This window comes from Parapedobacter flavus (assembly GCF_035818675.1).
Taxonomy (GTDB): domain Bacteria; phylum Bacteroidota; class Bacteroidia; order Sphingobacteriales; family Sphingobacteriaceae; genus Parapedobacter; species Parapedobacter flavus.
This window is the reverse complement of sequence record NZ_JAYKZZ010000004.1, coordinates 382,055-402,589: the sequence shown is the minus strand read 5'-3', so window position 1 is coordinate 402,589 and position 20,535 is coordinate 382,055. Positions and strand designations below refer to the sequence as shown.

The 20,535-nt window shown below is 51.8% G+C and carries 10 protein-coding genes; 6 read left to right on the top strand and 4 right to left on the bottom strand.

Features of this window, described 5'->3' with window-relative positions; translation table 11 throughout:
• The 4 genes from U9S71_RS05130 to U9S71_RS05115 all read right to left on the bottom strand — a co-directional run.
• Window positions 1–7,391: BspA family leucine-rich repeat surface protein (locus tag U9S71_RS05130; protein ID WP_326325767.1), on the bottom strand; the 7,391-nt coding region annotated here is incomplete at its 3' end.
• Window positions 7,392–8,001: 610 nt separating this feature from the next.
• On the bottom strand, window positions 8,002–8,622 hold the full coding sequence (locus U9S71_RS05125) for a response regulator transcription factor (RefSeq protein WP_326325766.1): 621 nt from the start codon (window positions 8,620–8,622) through the stop codon (window positions 8,002–8,004).
• A 73-nt stretch (window positions 8,623–8,695) separates the two neighbouring features.
• A complete protein-coding gene (locus tag U9S71_RS05120) occupies window positions 8,696–10,951 on the bottom strand; it encodes a multicopper oxidase family protein (protein ID WP_436410302.1) in 2,256 nt (751 codons plus the stop codon).
• A 104-nt stretch (window positions 10,952–11,055) separates the two neighbouring features.
• Entirely contained in the window at window positions 11,056–13,998 is a 2,943-nt protein-coding gene (locus U9S71_RS05115) for a sensor histidine kinase (protein WP_326325765.1), read from the bottom strand.
• Window positions 13,999–14,230: 232 nt separating this feature from the next.
• Here U9S71_RS05115 and nuoH point away from each other — a divergent pair, with 232 nt between their 5' ends.
• The 6 genes from nuoH (at window position 14,231) to U9S71_RS05085 (ending at window position 20,531) form a co-directional block, all read left to right on the top strand.
• Complete coding sequence (gene nuoH / locus U9S71_RS05110; RefSeq protein ID WP_326325764.1) at window positions 14,231–15,304, top strand: NADH-quinone oxidoreductase subunit NuoH; 1,074 nt, start codon at window positions 14,231–14,233, stop codon at window positions 15,302–15,304.
• 165 nt (window positions 15,305–15,469) lie between these two features.
• The gene (locus U9S71_RS05105; RefSeq protein ID WP_326325763.1) at window positions 15,470–16,030 is read left to right on the top strand and encodes a 4Fe-4S binding protein; all 561 of its coding nucleotides are present in this window, start codon (window positions 15,470–15,472) and stop codon (window positions 16,028–16,030) included.
• Window positions 16,030–16,572: an NADH-quinone oxidoreductase subunit J family protein gene (locus U9S71_RS05100; RefSeq protein WP_326325761.1), complete on the top strand. Its 543-nt coding sequence runs from the start codon at window positions 16,030–16,032 to the stop codon at window positions 16,570–16,572. Before U9S71_RS05105 ends, U9S71_RS05100 begins: the two co-directional genes overlap by 1 nt.
• Window positions 16,569–16,874, top strand: a complete 306-nt coding sequence (gene nuoK / locus U9S71_RS05095) for an NADH-quinone oxidoreductase subunit NuoK (RefSeq protein ID WP_326325760.1) — start codon at window positions 16,569–16,571, stop codon at window positions 16,872–16,874. The genes U9S71_RS05100 and nuoK overlap by 4 nt, the downstream gene beginning before the upstream one ends.
• Window positions 16,875–16,884: 10 nt before the next feature.
• Window positions 16,885–18,933: an NADH-quinone oxidoreductase subunit L gene (gene nuoL, locus U9S71_RS05090; RefSeq protein WP_326325758.1), complete on the top strand. Its 2,049-nt coding sequence runs from the start codon at window positions 16,885–16,887 to the stop codon at window positions 18,931–18,933.
• Complete coding sequence (locus U9S71_RS05085; protein ID WP_326325757.1) at window positions 18,930–20,531, top strand: complex I subunit 4 family protein; 1,602 nt, start codon at window positions 18,930–18,932, stop codon at window positions 20,529–20,531. The genes nuoL and U9S71_RS05085 overlap by 4 nt, the downstream gene beginning before the upstream one ends.
• The last annotated feature ends 4 nt before the right edge of the window (window positions 20,532–20,535 follow it).

Genomic DNA, 20,535 nt, shown 5'->3' with positions numbered 1-20,535 from the left:
TCAGTACCGAACGCTTTGGTTTTGTCGGCTGCTGTAACCACAATTTCAAGCGGTGTAATGGTCAATGTAGCCGTCAGCTCGCCGTCTTCGTAATTGGCCCCACCATCAATGATGGCCGTGACGGCGTACGTACCCGCATCCGTGGCACCGTTGCCCGGTGCACCGTCGATTTCGTAGGTCACCGAGGCTCCCGCTGGCAGATCGCCAGCGAGGGAAAGCCTGTGTTCGGTGCCATCATAGGTAGATGAACTATTTTCGAATACGATTCCCGTAATCTGTCGCGGAGTAATCGTCAATGCGCCTGTGGTAAAGGCAAGGGTGTAATTATCGCCCAACGACAGGTTACCCTGCGTAATCGCGTAGCTGCCCACGTCTTCACCCACGTCACGGACAAGTCCGCCCCTAAATTCGTCATCAGCGATTAATTCCGGCGTGAATATATATGTCAGCGCCGGGTCATCCGTGCCGAACACTTTCGTCTTATCGTCCGCCGCAACCGTTATTTCCAGGGGTGTGATGGTCAGCGTGGCGGTCAGTTCGGCGTCTTCGTAGTTCGCCCCACCATCGATGATGGCCGTGACGGCGTACGTACCCGCATCCGTGGCACCGTTGCCTACCTCACCGTCGATCTTGTAGGTGACGGTAGCACCTGTCGGGAGCTCGCCCGTGATTACAAGTACGTGTTCCTCCCCATCGTACGCGAAGGAGGCGTTAGTGAATGTGACACCCTCGTAGTTCGCGGGCGTAATCGTCAGCGTACCTTCCCCGAAGGTGATTTCGTAATTATCATCCAACGACAGGTTGCCCTGCGTAATCGCGTAGGCACCTACGTTTTCCCCTTCCCCACGGGTAAGTTCGCCCGTGAATGTATCGTCATCGATCAGCTCCGGTGTAAACGTGTAGGTCAACGCAGGGTCGTCCTTGCCGAATGTTTTCGACTTGTCTTCCGCCGTTACCGTGATTTCCAACGGTGTGATGGTCAGCATGGCGGTCAGTTCGGCATCTTCATAATTAGTACCGCCATCGATGAGTGCCGTAATTTCATACACACCGGCATCCGTGGCACCGTTGCCCGCTTCATCGTCAATCTCATACGTCACCGATACGCCTTCCGGCAATTCGCTTGTCAATTCCAGGGTGTGTTCTGTGCCGTCATACACGAAGGAGCCGTTATTGAATGCAACACCCTCGTAGTTCGCGGGCGTAATCGTCAACGTGCCGTCTTCGAAGGTGATTTCGTAGTTATCGCTTAGCACTAAGTTGCCCTGCGTGATGGCGTAGCTGCCTACGTTCCCCCCCTCCGCACGGTCGAGGCTACCCGTGAATACATCGTCGCCAATCAGTTCCGGGGTAAAGGTATACGTCAGTGCCGGATCATCCGTACCGAATGCTTTCGACTTATCTTCCGCTGTCACCGTGATTCCCAGCGGTGTGATGGTCAGTGTGGCCGTCAGTTCGGCGTCTTCGTAATTGTTACCGCCATCGATTAACGCGGTAATATCGTACACACCGGCATCCGTTGCGCCATTGCCCGCCTCGCCGGCGAGTTCATAGGTCACCGACGCTCCTTCCGGCAGTTCGCCCGTCAGTTCAAGTACGTGTTCCGTGCCGTTGTACACGAAAGAGCCGCTGTTGAATTCAACGCCTTCATAGGCCGCTGGTGTAATCGTAAATGTTCCTTCCTCAAAGCTGATTTCGTAGTTATCGCTCAGCACTAAGTTGCCCTGTGTGACGTTATAAACACCCACGTCTTCGCCGACCTCGCGGTCAAGTTCACCGGTGAATGCATCGTCGCCAATCAGTTCCGGGGCGAAGGTATACGTCAGCACCGGATCATCCGCGCCGAACACTTTCGATTTATCTGCTGCCGTCACGGTAATGGCCAATGGCGTCACCGTAAAGGCATTATTATCCGCTTCGAACGTAATCGCGTAATTATCTGCCTGGTCACCACCAAACACCAGTTCGATGTCATAAGCGCCCACATCCTCGCCAGCTTCGCGCGATGCCGCCGAAACGATATCCGTCAGCTCATCATCAAAGGCCAATGCATCCCCCTCGGCCAGTTCATAATCGTATGCCGTTGGCTCATCCGAGCCATACACTTTACCCTGATCGGCCGCAGCAACGATGGTAACAGCCTTAGGTGCCACGGTGACCGTCAATGCAACAGATGCCGCTTCATAATTATCCGTTTCTTCCTGTTCAATGGTCAGTGTAGCTGTTCCGGCCTGTTCTGCGGCAACGGCGCTAAGATCAGCAAGGTCAAGCACCGGCGTATCGCCATCGCCAAACGCATAGGTAAGCTCGCCGTCCGTATCCGTTGTGCTGAACAACAGCTCCCCGGTATCTCCATAGGTCAACGATAGTCCTTCGTCGGCATCAATCGCTACACCATTCCATGAAGCCGTCAATACGGGCGTTCCTTTCGCCACCACAATGGTGATCTCCGCCTGCAGATTATCGGGATTCAGGAAACATTCCTCTTCTGGAATCGCGAGTGGCACGGCAAACACATACGTACCGGCCATATTTCCATCATAGCTGCCACCGGTAGGCGTAAGGAGTACCCAGTGGTCACGATTACCATCCAGTGGGATGGACACCTCTGTATCATCGCTTAATCTGGCGGTTACGACAGTGGGTAAGCCTTCTACATCTTCCAGCGCAGTGCCATATGCAACTGACAGCGCATCCGGCATGGTCAATGCTTGAACAAACACGCGCCCCCCCTGGTACTCATAGGCACCCATGTCTATCACACCATCGCCCGCAAAATCATACACCCGTGGGTTGCCGCCCAGGTCAAGGTCATTAGCCAAATCTCCATCTGCATCGGTATACGCTTGGTTGCCGCCCCCGTCGATAGCCGGGCTGCATTCAGTTAATTGGAGGAAGCCGGCCTCGCCGGGTGTCGTACTCACGAATATCGGATCGGCGTCGATATTGCCACCACCATCGATGGCTATATCGTCATCCCAGTTTTCACTTCCACCCAGGTTGGCAATCAACGAATGAGCAAAGGTTGGCTTGTAAATGTCGAATCCTATTCTGTAAACCGATGCATCCGCCGATGTCGTGCTCCCACTAGCTTCGTTACCCCATATGATGGTATTGGTGATGGTGGCAGATGTTTCGCCGATTACCATCCCACCACCATAATCAACAGCCGAATTACCGAAAATCGTCACATTGGATAACGTCGGGGATGATAATCCGAGGTTCATCCCGCCACCGGTTTCCGCTTCATTGCCCACAAAAATTACGTTATTCAGCGTAGGCGACGATTCGCTGCTACTCATCCCGCCACCACCACGTGCCGAATTGCCCGAAAAGATAACCTGTTCGAGCTTCGGGGCCGGCAACCGGTAGCTGTCCATGCCACCGCCACCACCTTTTGCTGAATTGCCCGTAAGAACGATATGGCTTATCGTCGGTGACGAATAAAGCACGTTTATCCCGCCACCATTGTCACCGTTGTAAAGGGCCTTCCCATACACATTAAGGGTGGGCACGCCTACTTCAGTTCCTGCAGCGTTTCCACCTGTGATGGTAAAACCATCCAGACGTGTCGTACCCACCTCACCGGCCGAAATAACAACGTGGTGCGCATTGTCCTGGCGGCTCGCATGGCCGTGCAAGTCCATAAGCGGAATGCCGGCAGCATCGTCCCCGTTAAGATCCCCATTCAACACCGTACCCGCCATGACGTCCGCTTCGCGATCCGGCAGGATGCGCGCGTCTTCCAGCGTTTCGATTCCGGCCGAAGGGTCAAAGCCCCCATAAACCTGCACATTGGGTACCAGTACGAAGCTGTTATCCCGTCCACCGTCGGCGGTATACTGCCCGTCGGCCGCATCATATAAGGGCAGGTAGGCACCCTTGGCTACGAAGATGCGTAGCGGTTCGGTTTCCGTCCAACCGGGGCTCCCCCCTTCGTGCTGCTCCCGTGCCCATTTCAGTGCATCGGCCAATTCGGGGATGGCATTGGCCCAGCTATCACCCGCCCCGGTGTATCCGGTGGCAGCAACATCCACATTTTTGTCGACATACAAAATCGCTGTTGTACCAGGCGTAATAGCCAACCAGAGGAACAAGGTGCTCCCGTCTTCGATAAGATAATCTTCGAGGGTTCGGCCATCTTCCAATTCCACTCCGTTAAAAACCAAACGTTGTTGGTCCACCGGAATAGCCGTTTCATCTTGGATCTTATGCTTTACCTGTTGTATGGCATCTGATTCTGCAACGTCGAGGGTTATGGTTTCTCCCGTTGGGATGATGACTTCGATTTGCATATCTGCACAATCCGCAGCTTTCGTATCCCCCGTAATCTCCCAGCCATAATCGTCTATCAATGTCTGCCGGGCATCGGCGCAATAAGTGAGCCCCAAAGCACCGAGCGGCATGCCCGGTTCAAAACCGCCTGCGGCAGCCCACCCCACTAAGGTGGCATCGTAATTTTCGCGCGACAAGCCAGAACCATTGAGCATATTACTCAACCCCCGCTCTTTGCCAAAAAGAACAATAAACTCGATTTTGGATAAATCCCAGCTACCAAGGTTCTGGTTAAAAGCAGAAGCTCCCTCGAACATGGATTGCATATTGGTCACATTCGATACATCCCAGTTTCCAATAGGCTGATTAAAGGCTGTCGCACCGCGGAACATATGATACATCTGCGTTACATTCGACACATCCCAATCGCTAAGCGGCTGATTGAAGGCAGTAGCTTGTACGAACATACCTGCCGTCGTTGTTACGCTCGACATATCCCACTCGTTAAGCGGTTGGTTAAAGGCCGTCGCTCCTACAAAGGTCGAAAACATCGAGATCACACTCGACACATCCCACCCGTTAAGCGGCTGATTAAAGGCAGCAGCTCCTAGAAACAGGTGACTCATGTCCGTTACGCTCGACACATCCCAATCTCCAATAGCTTGATTAAAAGCTGCCGCTCCCGCAAACATTAATTGCATGCTACTTGCCTGAGACACATCCCAATCGTTCAAGTCTGAATTAAAGGAACTGCATTCCCAAAACATATTCGCCAGACTGCTATTGGGAGCTAATATTGGGGAATCCGTATCCGATTCAGTTGTGAGGTTCACACATCTGGCAAAAGCTTGATACATGGTAGCCCACACGCCCGTTCCCCATTGCTCAATGGTGAGCAGTTTTGCAGCATTGGTTGCACTGGTGGCTTCGCTACCGAACCGGATCGCTGGGAAGTCGCCCGTAATCGACACGGTATAAACACCGGGCGTGGCATAACTGTGCATGGCATTTTCCTTGGCATAATTAGTGGGGGTACTGCCATCTCCCCAATCGACCGTATAGTTATAGCCGTCAACATCCTCATTGATCGGAATCAGAATAGTCTCATTGGCAGACGTGGTTTGCCAGGTGGTGATGAAGGGAATGCCAGGCAGCGTAATACGACAAGTCCCTTCCTGTAGTAACTGAAAGCGCCAATTCCGCTCGTCCCTCAATTTCTCCACATAGAGAGCTACATCCGGACTGTAAGTAACACCTGACCCGCCAAGTATAGCTCCATCATTCGTGTTGGGATTAGTAGCCCAGCTATAAAGGGAATAACTGAAGTTTTCGCAGCTCATGCCGCTGTTATAAAAGGAGGCGATCCCTCCATCGAAACTTTCCAACTGCCACGCTGCCAAAGACTGGTCAAAACTCGTCGCGTTGCGGAACATATAACTAATATTTTCTACCTTACTCACATCCCAGGTTTCCAGCGGTTGGTTGAAGCTGGTCGCCCCGTCAAACATAAAACCCATGTCAATTACATTGCTCACGTCCCAGTCGGATAAGGATTGATTGAAGCCGGTTACATCTTGCAAAAAACTGCTCAGGCTGGTTACATTACTGATATCCCAATCATTAATGCCGGGTATTCCGTCAATCCCACTTTTGCTAAAGGCAAAGCCCAAGTCCGTTACACCACTTAGGTCCGGGATATCCGTTGCCGTGACTTTCAGGTTCTCACAACCATAGAATACAAATCTACTCCAATGTACGGTGCCCCAGTTTCTCACCTCCAGCAGCTTAGCTGCATCATTTCCGGTAAAATTATAATGGAGTTGAATCGCATGAAAAGGATCGCTTCCCGTCGGAGCGATACGTACCTCATAAATCCCTGGCTTCGTGAACGTCACCAATGTCTCACCGCTTCCATTTCCCGAGCCCGTAACTGCCGGCTCGTTGATATTCACCCAAGTATAGGTGAACTCGCCTGTGGCCGGTATCTTGATGTTGTAGGGTCCGGTACCAGCATCAATCTCAGTGTTCCAAACGGTGATGAAATGATCGGGGTCGGCAGGCTCGATGCCACCACCGTCGCAATCCGCCGCTTCCCCTACGTGGTTGATCGTCCAACCTTTGTTCTCCAACTGCTGGATGGCGTTGGCAACGTCCGTGCCGGGGCAATAGGTAAGGTTAGGCGCATCCAGGACAACACCTGACTGCACGGACTGCGGCGCCCAGCCGATGAGCGTGGCACTGTAATTTTCGGGCGATAGGTTGGATATTCCAGAAAATATACCTTCCATATCCGTTACCTTCGAAATATCCCAACTGCCCAAGGATTGGTCAAAGCCAAGCACGAAAGCAAACATCCGGGTCATCGTTGTCACGTTGGAAACCGACCAGGCGCTCAAATCGTGATTAAAATCCGCTGCGCTATAGAACATGTAGCCCATATTCTCTACCTGGGATACGTTCCAGTCGCCGATATCTTGATTAAAATCACCCGCATACCAGAACATCCCGTACATGTTTGTTACGTTTGACACATCCCACCCACTGACATTACCATTAAACGAAGACGCCATGTTGAACATCAGGCTCATATCCGTGATGCTGGAAACGTTCCAATCATTGAGGTTGCTATTGAGGGAACTTGCGCCATCAAACATCCTCGCCAAAGACGACACACCACTCAGGTTCGGCACATCAGTAGCATTCAACACCATATACCTCGCTCCCGAAAAAGCACCCTCCATAGAAGCCCACGCCATGTCACCCCATTGTTCAATGCTCTTCAATTTGTCGCTTAATTCGTTGCCGAATCGCTGGAGCTGTATAGCCGGGAAACTTCCACTAATGGACACGATATAGGTGCGAGCTTCTGCGTAGGTATGTATCGCGTCTTCGTTGGTGTGGTTGGTGACGGGGCCGCCATCTCCCCAGTCTACCGTATAATTGTAACCCGTTACTGTCGTGTTTATCGGAATGGTAACGGTTCTGTCAGCGTCAGTCACCTCCCAAGTGGTGACAAACGACTGTTGCGCCAGCGCAGAGAAGCTCAGCAGCACAAACAGCAGAGTCGTCCATAACCGGGCTGGCAGCACAAGTAGACGTGGTAGAAATCTTTCCATAGCGCTACAAATTGACGACAAATCACCTAGACATAACACCCCACTTTTGGGGGGGTATATTCCCAAAACGACTATGTTGCTTCAAGCACGCCGGTCTGACCGCAACGCATACTATTCAAAAGCCGGCGGGCAACCTCGTCGAATTTTGAAGGTGTGCAACAAACTTTTGCTCATCTTCAAAAAAGCATTGAAAGCGTGCAATGAACTTTTGCTCATCTTCAAAGAAGCATTGAAAGCGTGCAATGAACTTTTGAACACTTTCAACGAAGCATTGAAAGCGTGCAATGAACTTTTGAACACTTTCAACGAAGCATTGAAAACGTGCAATGACTGTTTATACATGATCAATAACGCTTTCTCGGTGAGCAGGAGCTTCCCCCCGGGGGTGTAATAAGCTGTCAAAGAACGATGCCCGTTATCCGCACCTGTTAAAATTGGGAAATATTGGGGCAGCGTGTTAGCAGTATCGCGCCAAATTGAAAATCAGGCGACAGTAATTTTGGCACGACAGTGATATTCTTATGATTAAATGACTGATTGGTAGTTGTTTATATTTTTTTTGCGATAGGTGTCCGAAAAGGGCTTTATACGGTATTGAGAAGTGCGTACGTTATTTATACTTCCTGCTGATGAGCGCATGCCGGCTATTCACCTGCAGCTTCTCGTAGATGTTCTTAATATGGAATTTAACCGTTTCCAGCGAAATATCAAAGCGAATGGCTACCTCTTTGTTGGTGAGCCCCTCCTCAATGGCTTCGACAACCTGCGCCTCCCGCGGGGTCAGCTTTTCCTGTAGGTCTTCGGTATGCTTGGGATTGAAATACTCCACGACCATGCGAGCGATACCGGGCGACATCGGCGCACCGCCTTCGTGCAACGATAATACCGCTTCTTTGATTTTAGGCAACGGTGTTTGCTTCAGGAGGTAACCGGAAGCCCCGTTGCACAGCGCTTGGAATACACGGTTGGCATCGTCGTAGACCGTCAGCATGATCACTTGGCACTTCGGCGCGTGCTTCTTGATGCGCTGCACTCCCTTGATGCCCGATTCGCCCGGCAAACCGATATCCGAAAGCACGATATCTAAAAAAACATCCTCCTTCCATTGCTCAAAAAACGATTCGACCGAATAACCAGTAAGCTGAACGGAAAAACCGGGTTGTCCAGTGAAAAAATCCACTAGCATCCGCCGAATCTGCTCATCGTCTTCAATAATGCCTAGGCGTATCATGCTGTAAAGGTAGGGAATGCCTATTAAAATCACCCCCCCCTTTTTGGGGAGTATCGTTGTCGTGAAGACATGATCAGTAATTCAAAGACAATCCCACGCCAAATCCCATATCACTGTCGTAATGTGCTCGGATACCCATGTTTTTATTGATGACGTATTTTAGTCCACCCATATACTCCATATCGGTATTCACCATAAACCCCGCACGTAATCGTTTGGAAACCGGAATGTCTTCACGCATCAACGACAACCGAACAATGCCATCGTGATACACTTCTGCCTGAACATTCACCAGCATGGGTAAGGTATACATAAACCCTAAACTTACCGCGGCTCTGTTGTCCTTTTCATTCTTTTGTCCGAATAAATTGGTTTCATGTTCGTCCATGCCCATTTTGCGGTAATGCCAATCGAAACCGATAAACGGCATGAACCATTGCATTTTCCCGATGTATCTCCCCAAATGGGTTTCTACTTCATAGCCATGCATATTGTTATAACCCAAACGCCATTCGGTGCCTAAGCTCCAACGGGCATTCTGCAACATGGCTTCCCCATCGTTACCGTTGGTTGCAAAATCATTCTCAATCATAAAATGGGGCATATTGCTTTCCATTTGCAGCATTTTATAGGCCATCGCTTTATCGGGTAAATAAGGGTTTTGATAATCGCCAACGGCAAAAACGCGGTTCATCCCCGCCATCATGTGGTAAAGGATATGGCAGTGAAAAAACCAATCGCCCTCTTCGTTTGCCAGGAATTCAATGGTGTCTGTTTCCATCGGCATAATGTCCAACACGTTTTTTAACGGTGATTTTTCACCTTTGCCATTGATTACCCTGAAATCAAAGCCATGTAGATGCATCGGGTGCCGCATCATGGAATTGTTATACAGCGTGATGCGTAAAACTTCCCCCTTTTTTACGGATATCTTATCCGTTTCCGACATAACTTTATTGTCCATGCTCCACACATAACGATTCATATTCCCGGTAAGGGTGAATTTTAATTCCTTTACAGGGGCATCTTCGGGAAGTGATGTATTATGGGGCGATTCCAGCATGGCGTAGTTTAAGGTAACGATATCACTCGAACCGTGGTCCATATGATGGCCGCTATGGCCCTGTTTTTCCTGTTTTCCATCACCGGTAATTTCCGGATACATCACCACGTTCATGTCCATTTGCTGCAGGCTCATATGCATCCCCATATCGTCCAGATCGCCATTCATCTTCATCATATCGTTCATCATCTGCATGCCCTCAAAATAGTTCAGCTTAGGAAGCGGCGAAATCAATTGCCTGATGCCCTGCCCCACAAAGTAGCTGGCAGACTGTGTCCGATCTTCGGTGGTGGCCAGTAATTCATAAGAAACACCGTCATCGGGAATGGTCACCACGATATCGTAAGTTTCCGATACGGCAATAAGCAATCTGTCTACTTCCACAGGTTTCACATCATTCCCATCGCTTGCCACAACGGATATTTTACCGCCAGCATACCGAAGCCAAAAATAGGATGATGCACCGCCGTTGGAAATTCGCAAACGAACGTTATCCCCGGCTTTTAACCTTTTTCCGTCAACGGCTTCCAAGGCTGATGTATGATTTCCGTTGATTAATATTTTATCATAATAAACATCACTGACATCCATGGCCAGCATCCGCTTCCATTCATTGGTGAGCTTGGTTTTCAAGTGCCCTTCTCTGATGGCTTCTGCATAAGATTGGGTTGCACCTTTTTTGATGGCGGCCCAATCATTGGCGTTGTGCAACATTCTGTTGATGTTATCTGGGTCCAGGTTCGTCCATTCGCTTATCGTGAGCGGAACGGTAGGCAGGTCATCGATACCTTTTCTAAACGTTTCGTCATCGGTTCTTTTCTTCATGATGAAACTTCCATACATACCTATTTGCTCCTGCATACCCGAATGGCTATGATACCAATGCGTTCCGTGTTGGATAATCGGGAAACGATAGGTATAGGTTGCACCCGGTTCAATGGGCTTTTGGGTTAGCCAGGGCACGCCGTCTTCTTTATTGGGCAAGAACACACCGTGCCAATGCAATGAGGTACTTTCTTTCAACTGGTTATGCACTACGATTTCGGCGGTGTCGCCCTGGGTAAACACAAGTGTGGGCATCGGTATCTGTCCGTTTACGGCGATGGCTCTTTTCTGTTTGCCCGCATAATTGACCAGGGTGTCCTTTACATATAAATCGTACCGAACTACCTTTTGGGCAAACAAGGGGGAAGTTGCCAATAGCATTAGGGCTATTGGCAACAGTTTTCTCTGAAAAATGATTTCTTGATGATTGTTTGTTGCCATACCTCGATTGTTCTTTGTACAATGCAAAATTGGCCATTTTTGTGTGATGGAACGTTGTGGAATTATAGAATTGATTTGTAAGATTCACGTATATACGCCTATCATTACGGAACAACCAATGTTAACCGGAATACCCCTGTGTCTGTAGTGTGGGCCAAATCGCCCCCCATCCGCTGGGCCCGTTGCCGCATGTTCTCCAATCCACGCCCCCCTTGCTGGTCCGCCATGTGGCCGTTTGGGCCCACGTCCCGGTTCTGGATCGTGAGCCGAATCTCGCGACCGAAATCCAATTCGATGGTAATTTTCGATCCATCACCGTGCTTGACGGCATTGGTTAACCCCTCCTTGAAGATGAGGAACAGGTTTTGCCGCACGAGCTGCGTCACCGCCCGTGCCGATTGGTCGCCCCGCACATCAAACCGATAGGCAATCTCCAGCTCGTCGTGCAGTTTGTATAGGTAATCTTTCATACGGATCACCAGGTCTTTCACCGTATCGAAGCGCGAGTCGATCGACCAAACCATGTCGCTCATGGTCAATAGCGCCTGTTTACTGGTATCCGCAATTTGGCGCAACTGCTTATCATCTGTCGTGTCCACATGATTAGCAGACAGCATATCCGCCTGGAAGTAAATGCGGGTAAGCGAGCTCCCCACCTCATCATGCAAATCGCTGGCAATCTTGATGCGCATTTTCTTTTCGTTCCGCAGGATGTTCTCTCGGTATTTAAAAAAACCACCGATCACACCGGCCACCGCCAACAACACCAGCACGTTAAACCACCACGTTTCATAAAAGTGCGGCAGCTTGGTAATGGTAAACGTTCTTTTACTGCCTGTCACAGCGGTACTGAGGGTTTCCAACTGGAAGCGGTATTCGTCGGGTGACGGTCCGATGAGCGAAATGAATTGCCCCAATTCCAACAGCTCCCAATTGCCGCCGTTGAGTGCGTACCGGACTTCGCAATTGACGCGGTGATTGCCCGGGGTGCCCACATAAAGGCCGGTTAAGCTCTGGCCCGGTTGCAGTTCCAGCGCTTGCTCGCCCCGGTAAGGCCAGGTGTAATCGGCCGATTTGCCGCCCGAGGCTCCCGTGGCGGTATGTATTTCGGTAACGTAGCTCTTCAATTGGCTTTGGTGCTCAAACCAAGGTTGGGTCATATCCAACACCGTATACCCCATCAATCCACCCACGTACATCCGCTGCCGTGGGGCATCCCAGAACGATGCGCCCGAATTGAACTCCGACTGGCTTAGCCCTTCGGCCATCCCGATACGCCTCACGCGGTGACCGCTGATCAGGTTCAATCCATCTGCCGTACCGACAACAAACACACCATTGGTATGCTCCAGACTATAGACGAGGTTATTACTGAGGCCTTCGTTTCTCGTCAACACATCCGTAATACGCCCGGCGCTATCAAGCGCTACCAACCCCTCCCCTTGGGTAGCCAACCAAATGGTATCGCCTACCACGACCGACTTGAAAACACCCACATTGCCCGATTGCGGGTATCGTTTGGTTAATTCCCCCCCGCTCACCGCATAAAGGCCCAGGTGGGTACTTAGCAGCAAACTACTGTCGGGCAACACCTGGATATGCCTGATTTGAAAGTCCAACGCATTCGGATCATCCGATGCCAACAGATACTTATCAAGCCGATAGCTCTCTTTATCCAAACGCCAGAGACCACTCATGCTACCAATGAGGTAGCCACCGGCCGTCTCCGCGAGGCTCATCACATAGGCTGGCAGATTATAAACGTACTGATTGCTCGCGGTCTCCGAAAGGGTATACGGCAGGTCCGAGACCTGTCTGAGCCGCCGATTAAAAACTTTCAGCATCCCCCCTTCCGTACCAATTAAAAGCTCATTGTCGTTCATCGGCAACATCGTATAGGCATGCTTTACGTCTTGGAAATTCCGGGCTTCCCCATCGGGCCCGATAAAGCCTGCGCCATTGTATGTGCCGTAAAACAATGCACCGTCGGGATAAACATATATTCCGCGTGTACTTTTATTGACACCGGGATTCGTGGGGATGAGCTGCGATAATCCGTCTGTCTTCGGGTAAACCACAAAAATCCCCTCGTCGGTACCGAGCAATGCTTCGTTTCCGAAAACGGTAATATTCGTGGTATTGAACCGATGTGTCGAGGGGATTGCCAACCGCTGCTGCAAACCAAGGTCAGCATCAAGTAGGCAGGCCGATTCATCGTCGGCATAAATATGCATCCCATTGCCTGCGGCCATCACATACGACCTATCTTTCGATAGCTCAAAATGCCGGGGCTGGAACGGTGATAGCACGCCACCGCCATCAAACCGATAGACACCTTCGTCATAGATATCCAGCAACAACCCCTCGTCCTGTGCAATCACGTTGCTCACCATTTTGTTTTTTCCAGGCAACTCATGGTATTGTACATCAGCAGGGTTATCCGCGTCTACCGATAAAACCCCGCCGGCCGTCGTGCCTACCCAGTATTTCCCTTTCCAGAACGCAGAACCCCGCGGCGATTCTTTGTTATTGGCTTCGTTACCCCGGTTATACAAGTCGTCTATACGTGTAAACCGGTCGCCTTCAACCAGCAGGAGATGCCCGTTCTCATAAGCTACCATCGTAGCCGAATCGGTCAGTTGCCTAATCCAAACGACCGAACGGTCCCGAACGGGAGGGAGAACGGTCGGATCCACCGGATGTACCGTCCATGTTTTAAGGTCGAGGTAGCTCAGGTTGGCGTTACCCGCCATCCACAGCCGGTTCCGCCGGTCAATCAACATGCGCTGGGGCATATCGTCGGTAAATTGTTGGTCGGCGATGGTTTTCAGGATATCCAACGACCGGTAACCATCATAGCGGTAAATTTCGCCATTGGTGAGGAACCAGATGAATCCGAGACTGTCAACGGTAACATCTTTTACCAGCACTTCTTCCCGATCGGGAAACAGCTTCAGTTTGGCAATCGTATATTCTTGCGCAGCGGCAGGTATAAGGTAGCTAACGGATAATAGAATCGGTAGTAATGTCTTTGCGATATGTAGCATGATGGAGCACGGAAATCAAAGCAGCTTGTCGTTCATCGGTAAATCGACGATAAAAATAGGAAAAAAATGCACGTTTTGGTTAATTATTCACTAACAATTTGCCCCATATAAATTACCGTACCTCCTCGCCGCTTTGCCGGAAACACCTATAAAATAATAATCTATCAACTTACTATATATTATCCCATCAAATCCTTAAGTTTGCACGATATTTATAAGCAGGAAGCGAAACGTGGCTTTTTACCTTACATACCTTCTTATCGGTGCCCTCCTGTTCGGCTTTATTGCCGGCTTTACGCTGTTTGCGGTGTACAGCGAGCGTAAGGTAGCGGGGTTTGTCCAAGATCGGCTAGGCCCCATGGAGACCGGTCGGTATGGTAGCCTGCAAACGTTGGCCGACATCCTTAAACTGATCCAAAAAGAATACATTACACCTGCAGCGGCCGACAAAGTGCTCTTTGCTGCCGCGCCGGTTATTATTTTTGTTGCGGTATTCCTCGGCTTTGCCGTGATGCCGTGGGCGCCAGGCATGGCTCCCTCCGGCTTATATCTCGGTCTCTTTTTCGTCATCGCGGTCATCTCCGTCGATGCCATCGGCTTGCTGATGGCCGGCTGGGGGTCGAACAATAAGTTCTCCCTGCTAGGGTCCATGCGGGCCGTAGCCCAGATCGTGTCGTACGAAATCCCTTCGGGCTTGGCGCTCATTGCAGCGGTGATGATTACGCAGACGCTCGATCTCCGCGAAATCGTCATCAACCAAGGTGTGCAAACGGCGGAAACCTTGTTGTTTGCCGGTATATGGGACGTAACGAATATCGGCGGACCGTTTGCCTGGAACGTGTTCCAAGCGCCGCACCTGCTGCTGGCGTATGTGATTTTTTTCATCGCATCACTTGCTGAATGCAACCGCGCACCATTCGATATACCGGAGGCCGAATCGGAACTGGTGGGTGGATTCCATACCGAGTACGGCGGACTCCGCTTTGCTTTTATTTTCCTCGCCGAATATGCGATGATGTTTCTGGTGGCCATGATCGGCGTGGTGGTTTTCCTTGGCGGCTGGAATACGCCGCTACCTAATATCGGCGCGGTGAAACTGGCCGACTGGACAACGGGATTGGCGTGGGGTATCTTCTGGACATTTTCCAAAACGCTGCTCATCGTGGGCGTACAGATTTGGATCCGATGGACATTACCCCGACTGCGGGCCGACCAGTTGATGTCACTCTGCTGGAAAGTGCTTACGCCGCTGGCGTTCCTGTGTATGGCCATTTCGGGAATATGGCGGGTGTGGGTGATGGTTTGATTTGAGACTGTGAGATTGTGAGCTTGTGAACTTGTGAGAAGTACAACTGTGAAACTGTGAGATTGTGAACTTGTGAGAAGTAAACTGTGAGATTGTGAATTTGTGAGAAATGACCGGGACAGGTTCACAACCTCACATGCTCACAACCTCACAAAAAGAAAAAAAATGTTTAAAACAACCTTACATGCATTCATTACCGCTGCCAAGGGGCTTACGGTTACCTTGTCGCACTTTTTCGGTGCGCGGCGGTCGCGCGGTGTGCGGGATGTACGTAAGGCGAACTATTTCGACCAGCAGGAAGGCGTAACGACGGTGCAGTTCCCGAAGGAAAAAATGCCCATCCCCGAAGTTGCCCGTTACCAGCTGGATGTCGAAATCGACGACTGCATTGTCTGCGACCTGTGCGCCAAAGCCTGCCCGGTCGATTGCATCACCATCGAAGCGGTGAAGGCCACGGATGTGATTGGGAAAACGTCCGACGGCAGCGTGAAGCGACTTTATGCCGCCCAGTTCGATATCGACATGGCCAAATGCATGTATTGTGGCCTGTGCACCGTGGTATGCCCCACAGAATGCATCACCATGACCGACCAATACGACCGCAGCATGACCAATTTGGCCGAGCTCACCTATTCGTTCGCCGATATGACGCCCGAAGAGGTCGAAGAGAAAAAACGCGAATGGACGAAATTCCAAGCTGAGAAGGAGGCGGCAAAGAAAAAGTAATGCAGGCACTTGTATTTTATGCCTTTTCGGCAATCGCCATCGGATCGGCCGTTGTGCTGGTCAGCATGCATAACCTAGCCCGGGCATTATTCCTTTTTTTCATCGTGCTCTTTTCCGTTGCCGGTCTCTACGTCTTTGCCTTGGCCGATTTCGTAGCCATCACGCAGATACTCATTTACGTGGGCGGCGTGCTGGTGCTCATGCTCTTTGCGTTCATGCTATCCAACAAAACCTTGCTGGACCAACTGCAAACCGGCACCGCGCATTTTTTTGCGCTGCCGGTCTGGCAATCGCTGCTCCTTGCAGGGGGCTTCTTGGTTATCCTTGTCTATGCATCGATGCAACTGGGCGCCAATGAGCCGGCATGGATAGCTCATGCCAAGGAGGCCGGTACAGCCATCGCGCCCAGCGACAGTACCGTACAACATATCGGTATACAGCTGATGACGCGCTATCTCCTGCCTTTCGAAGTGATTTCTGTATTGCTCATGATGGCTTTGATCGGCGCGGCGCACCTTACCCGGAAGGAGGACAGGCCATGATCACCCTTACCCATTTCCTCGTCGTTGGCGCCTGCCTGTTTTCCATCGGCCTCTACGCCGTGATGGCCCGGCGTAATGCCATCATGGTGCTGGTAGGCATCGAACTGATGATCAACGCCGCCATCCTCAACCTGGTTGCCTTTGGCCGTTATGATGCTGCACATTATGGCGGACAGGCATTCGCGCTCTTTGCCATTGTGCTGGCAGCCGCAGGCGTAGCGGTGGCACTGGCTATCATCCTCAATGTATATAAGCATTATAAAACCATCAATCCGGAAGATATCAACCAGCTAAAAGACTAACGACACTCCATTGATACCGTCCACACTGACATATCCGATTTTGACCGCTGTAGCGACGGTGTTGCTGCCGTTCGTCGGCTTCCTGTTGTCGGCCTTAGCGGGCAAAAGGGCCAAAAGCGGCGTCATCTCCATTACTACTATCGCGCTGGCGGTTATCGCGGCCGGTTACACCTTCGCGCAGGTTTGGGACAGCGATCCCATCCACGCCCAATGGCATTGGTTCACCATCGGTGAGCAGGTTTTTCATGTCGGGATATTGTTGGATAATATGTCGGTACTGATGCTGCTGTTGGTTACCGTCGTAGCCTTACCCGTCCATATCTACTCCGTAGCGTATATGCAAGGCGATTCGGGTATCCATCGCTACTGGACCTACCTCAGCCTTTTCTGTGCCGCCATGCTGGGCCTGGTCATTGCAGACAATCTCTTGTTCATGTACATCTGCTGGGAACTCGTGGGATTTGCCTCCTACCTGCTTATCGGTTTCTGGTTTACCAAAGATGCCGCTGTGCAGGCCAATAAACGTGCTTTTATCATCAACCGCATCGGCGACATCGGATTTCTTATCGGTTTTGCTCTCCTGTACAGTGGTTTCGGCACCCTCGATATCACCGCGCTTTTCGGTGAGCAAGGGCTTTTTTCAACTGCGGTAGGCGTAGATAGGCCCGGTACCATCGCCCAAGGCGGACTGCCTGCGGGCTGGCTTACTGCCGCCGGACTGGCCTTTTTCCTTGGAGCCATGGCCAAATCGGCCCAATTCCCATTGCATGTGTGGTTGCCGGCAGCCATGGAAGGGCCTACCGCCGTGTCGTCGCTCATCCATGCGGCCACCATGGTGGCCGCTGGGGTGTTCCTGCTTGCCCGTATCTTCCCCTTGTTTGACGAGACGGTATTGCTCGTTATCGCTGCCACGGGCACCGTGACCGCCCTTGTCGCTGCCTATTTCGCCCTCACCCAATTCGATATCAAAAAAATATTGGCGTTCTCCACGGTCTCACAGCTGGGTTTCATGGTGGTCGCCATCGGTATCGGCATGTATCCCATTGCCTTGTTCCACCTGGCCACGCATGCCTTTTTCAAATGCCTGCTGTTCCTCTGCGCCGGAGCTGTCATCCATGAGATGCAACACCTCAACGAAAAACACCGTCTCGGCATCGACCCTCAGGATATCCGCCAGATGGGCGGCTTGCGCCGGTATATGCCCGTCACGTTTATCACCATGGGCATCGCGTCGCTCGCGCTCGTGGGCTTTCCACTCACGTCGGGTTACCTTTCCAAGGATGCGCTGTTGGTGCACGCCTTTGAATGGGCGGCCGACCGCCAGGGCGCGGCCCACTTCGTACCTTATGTATTGGCCTTTGTGAGCGTGCTCACCAGCTTCTACATCTTCCGCCTGCTGGCCAAGGTATTCTTTGGCGCTGCGGCAACGGAGCCGCTAGCCAGCGGTCAGGCCAAGCTGCACGACCCCTCGCTGTGGATGGTGGTTCCGATGGTGCTTCTGGCCCTCTGCTCGCTCTTCCCACTGTTCTCGTTCCATCCGCTGAACGACGGGCATGTATGGTTACTGCAGGGAATCACGGTATCGAAACCATGGGCGTCGCTTCCCCTGCTGCACCTTGCGGTCCCCACCGGATCGGCCTTCGCCACCCTGGCCGTGGCCTTCCTGGCTTGGCGTTGGTATGTAAAAGGTACGTACGCGTTGAAGACGAACGGTCTTCTCCATCGGCTCTCGTTCCACCAAGGCTATCTTGATGGTTTATACGACCGCTTCGTGGTGGGTGCGGTATTGGCGTTCGCCCGGGCATTGCGTTGGGTGGACACCAACGTGGTGGATGGACTCGTACATGGATTTACCACGTTGGGGCGCAACTTAGCTGCCGTGGCCGGTTGGGTGGACCAACGGATTGTCGACGGACTGGTCAGGTTTGTCGGTAAACTGGCCTGGGGGTTGGGCACCGTGGTGCGCCGCACCCAGACCGGCCGATTGCAAGGCTATTTCTCTGGCCTATTTTTAGTTATTTTGGTGATTTTGCTATACCATATGATCGTGCAAGCATGAACCCACATCTATTAACCATACTCATTTTCCTCCCGCTCGTTGCCGCGGCGGTGATGTTCGTTGTTCCCGCCGGTAAACGGACCGCCTATAAGTACATTGCGCTCATCACCGGTGTGCTTCAACTGGTATTGAGCGGCGGGATGTATTACCTGTTTAACCCGAAAGGTGCCGGCATCACGCAAGAGCGGCTTTACCAGTTTGTCGACCATATCCCCTGGATACGGCTCGATATGGGCGGCTTGGGCAAATTGGAAATCGACTATTTCATCGGCGTGGATGGGCTCTCCATGCCGTTGCTCTTCCTTTCCGCACTGGTGATGGTCATTGCCATCGGCGCTTCGTGGAATGTGCAGAAAAGCGCAAAGGGCTATTTCGTCCTGCTAATGATCCTCGATATGGCGGTGATGGGCGTATTCTCCGCGCTTGATTTCTTCCTGTTTTACATCTTTTATGAATTGATGCTGCTGCCGCTGTATTTCCTCATCGGGATATGGGGCGGTGCCCGGCGCGAATATGCGGCCATCAAGTTCTTCCTATACACGCTGTTTGGCTCGGTTTTCATGCTGCTCGTTATCGTAGGGCTCTATTTTTCGGTAACCAATCCGGAAACGGGCGCCCATACGTTCAACATGCTGCACATGATGGATCCGGCTAACTACGTACCCGGATCGTTCTTCTCGGCACTGGCCAACCAGGAACTCTTCGGCATACCGGCGCGCCTGCTCGGCTTCATTGTACTGTTCATCGCGTTCGCCATCAAGGTGCCCATCGTACCCCTGCATACCTGGCTGCCCGATGCGCACGTGGAGGCGCCAACGCCGATATCCATCATTCTGGCGGGAATCCTGCTGAAGGTAGGTGGATACGGTATCCTCCGCATCTGCTTCAGCATCTTCCCCGATGCGGCCGTACAGTCGGCCTGGTGGCTTGGATTGATCGGGGTGGTATCCATTATTTACGGGGCGCTCGTTGCTTTGGCACAGCGCGACCTGAAACGCATGATTGCTTACTCATCGGTATCGCACATGGGCTTTGTGCTGCTGGGCGTGGCCTCCCTCACCACCGAGGGTACCGCCGGGGCGATGTTCCAGATGATTAGCCACGGGTTCCTGTCGGCCGCCCTGTTTTTCCTGGTGGGCATGCTGTACGACCGCGTGTACGACCGCGGGATCTACCATTTCCGCGGACTGGCAACGCTGATGCCGCGGTATACGGTATTTGTGGCCATTGCGTTTTTTGCCTCCCTGGGCTTACCCGGGTTTTCGGCATTCATCGGCGAAGTATTCGTGATCATCGGGGCGTTCAATGCCGAAAGCGTGCATGGACTGCTGCCACGGTGGATGGCCATCGCCGGCTCCATCGGTATCCTGCTCAGTGCAGCATACTTCCTCTGGACACTGCAACGGATGTTTTTCGGGGAAGCCCGCCTTAAGGGCGGTGCGACGTGGTCCGAAGCGCTGACCGACGCATCGCCGCGCGAGACGGTCATTATGGTACCCATGCTGGTACTAGCGCTGGTACTGGGTATATACCCGGCGTTGGCTTTGGATAAAATCAATGCGTCGGTATTGGCGCTGGTTGAATTGGTAACAGGTTGATTTG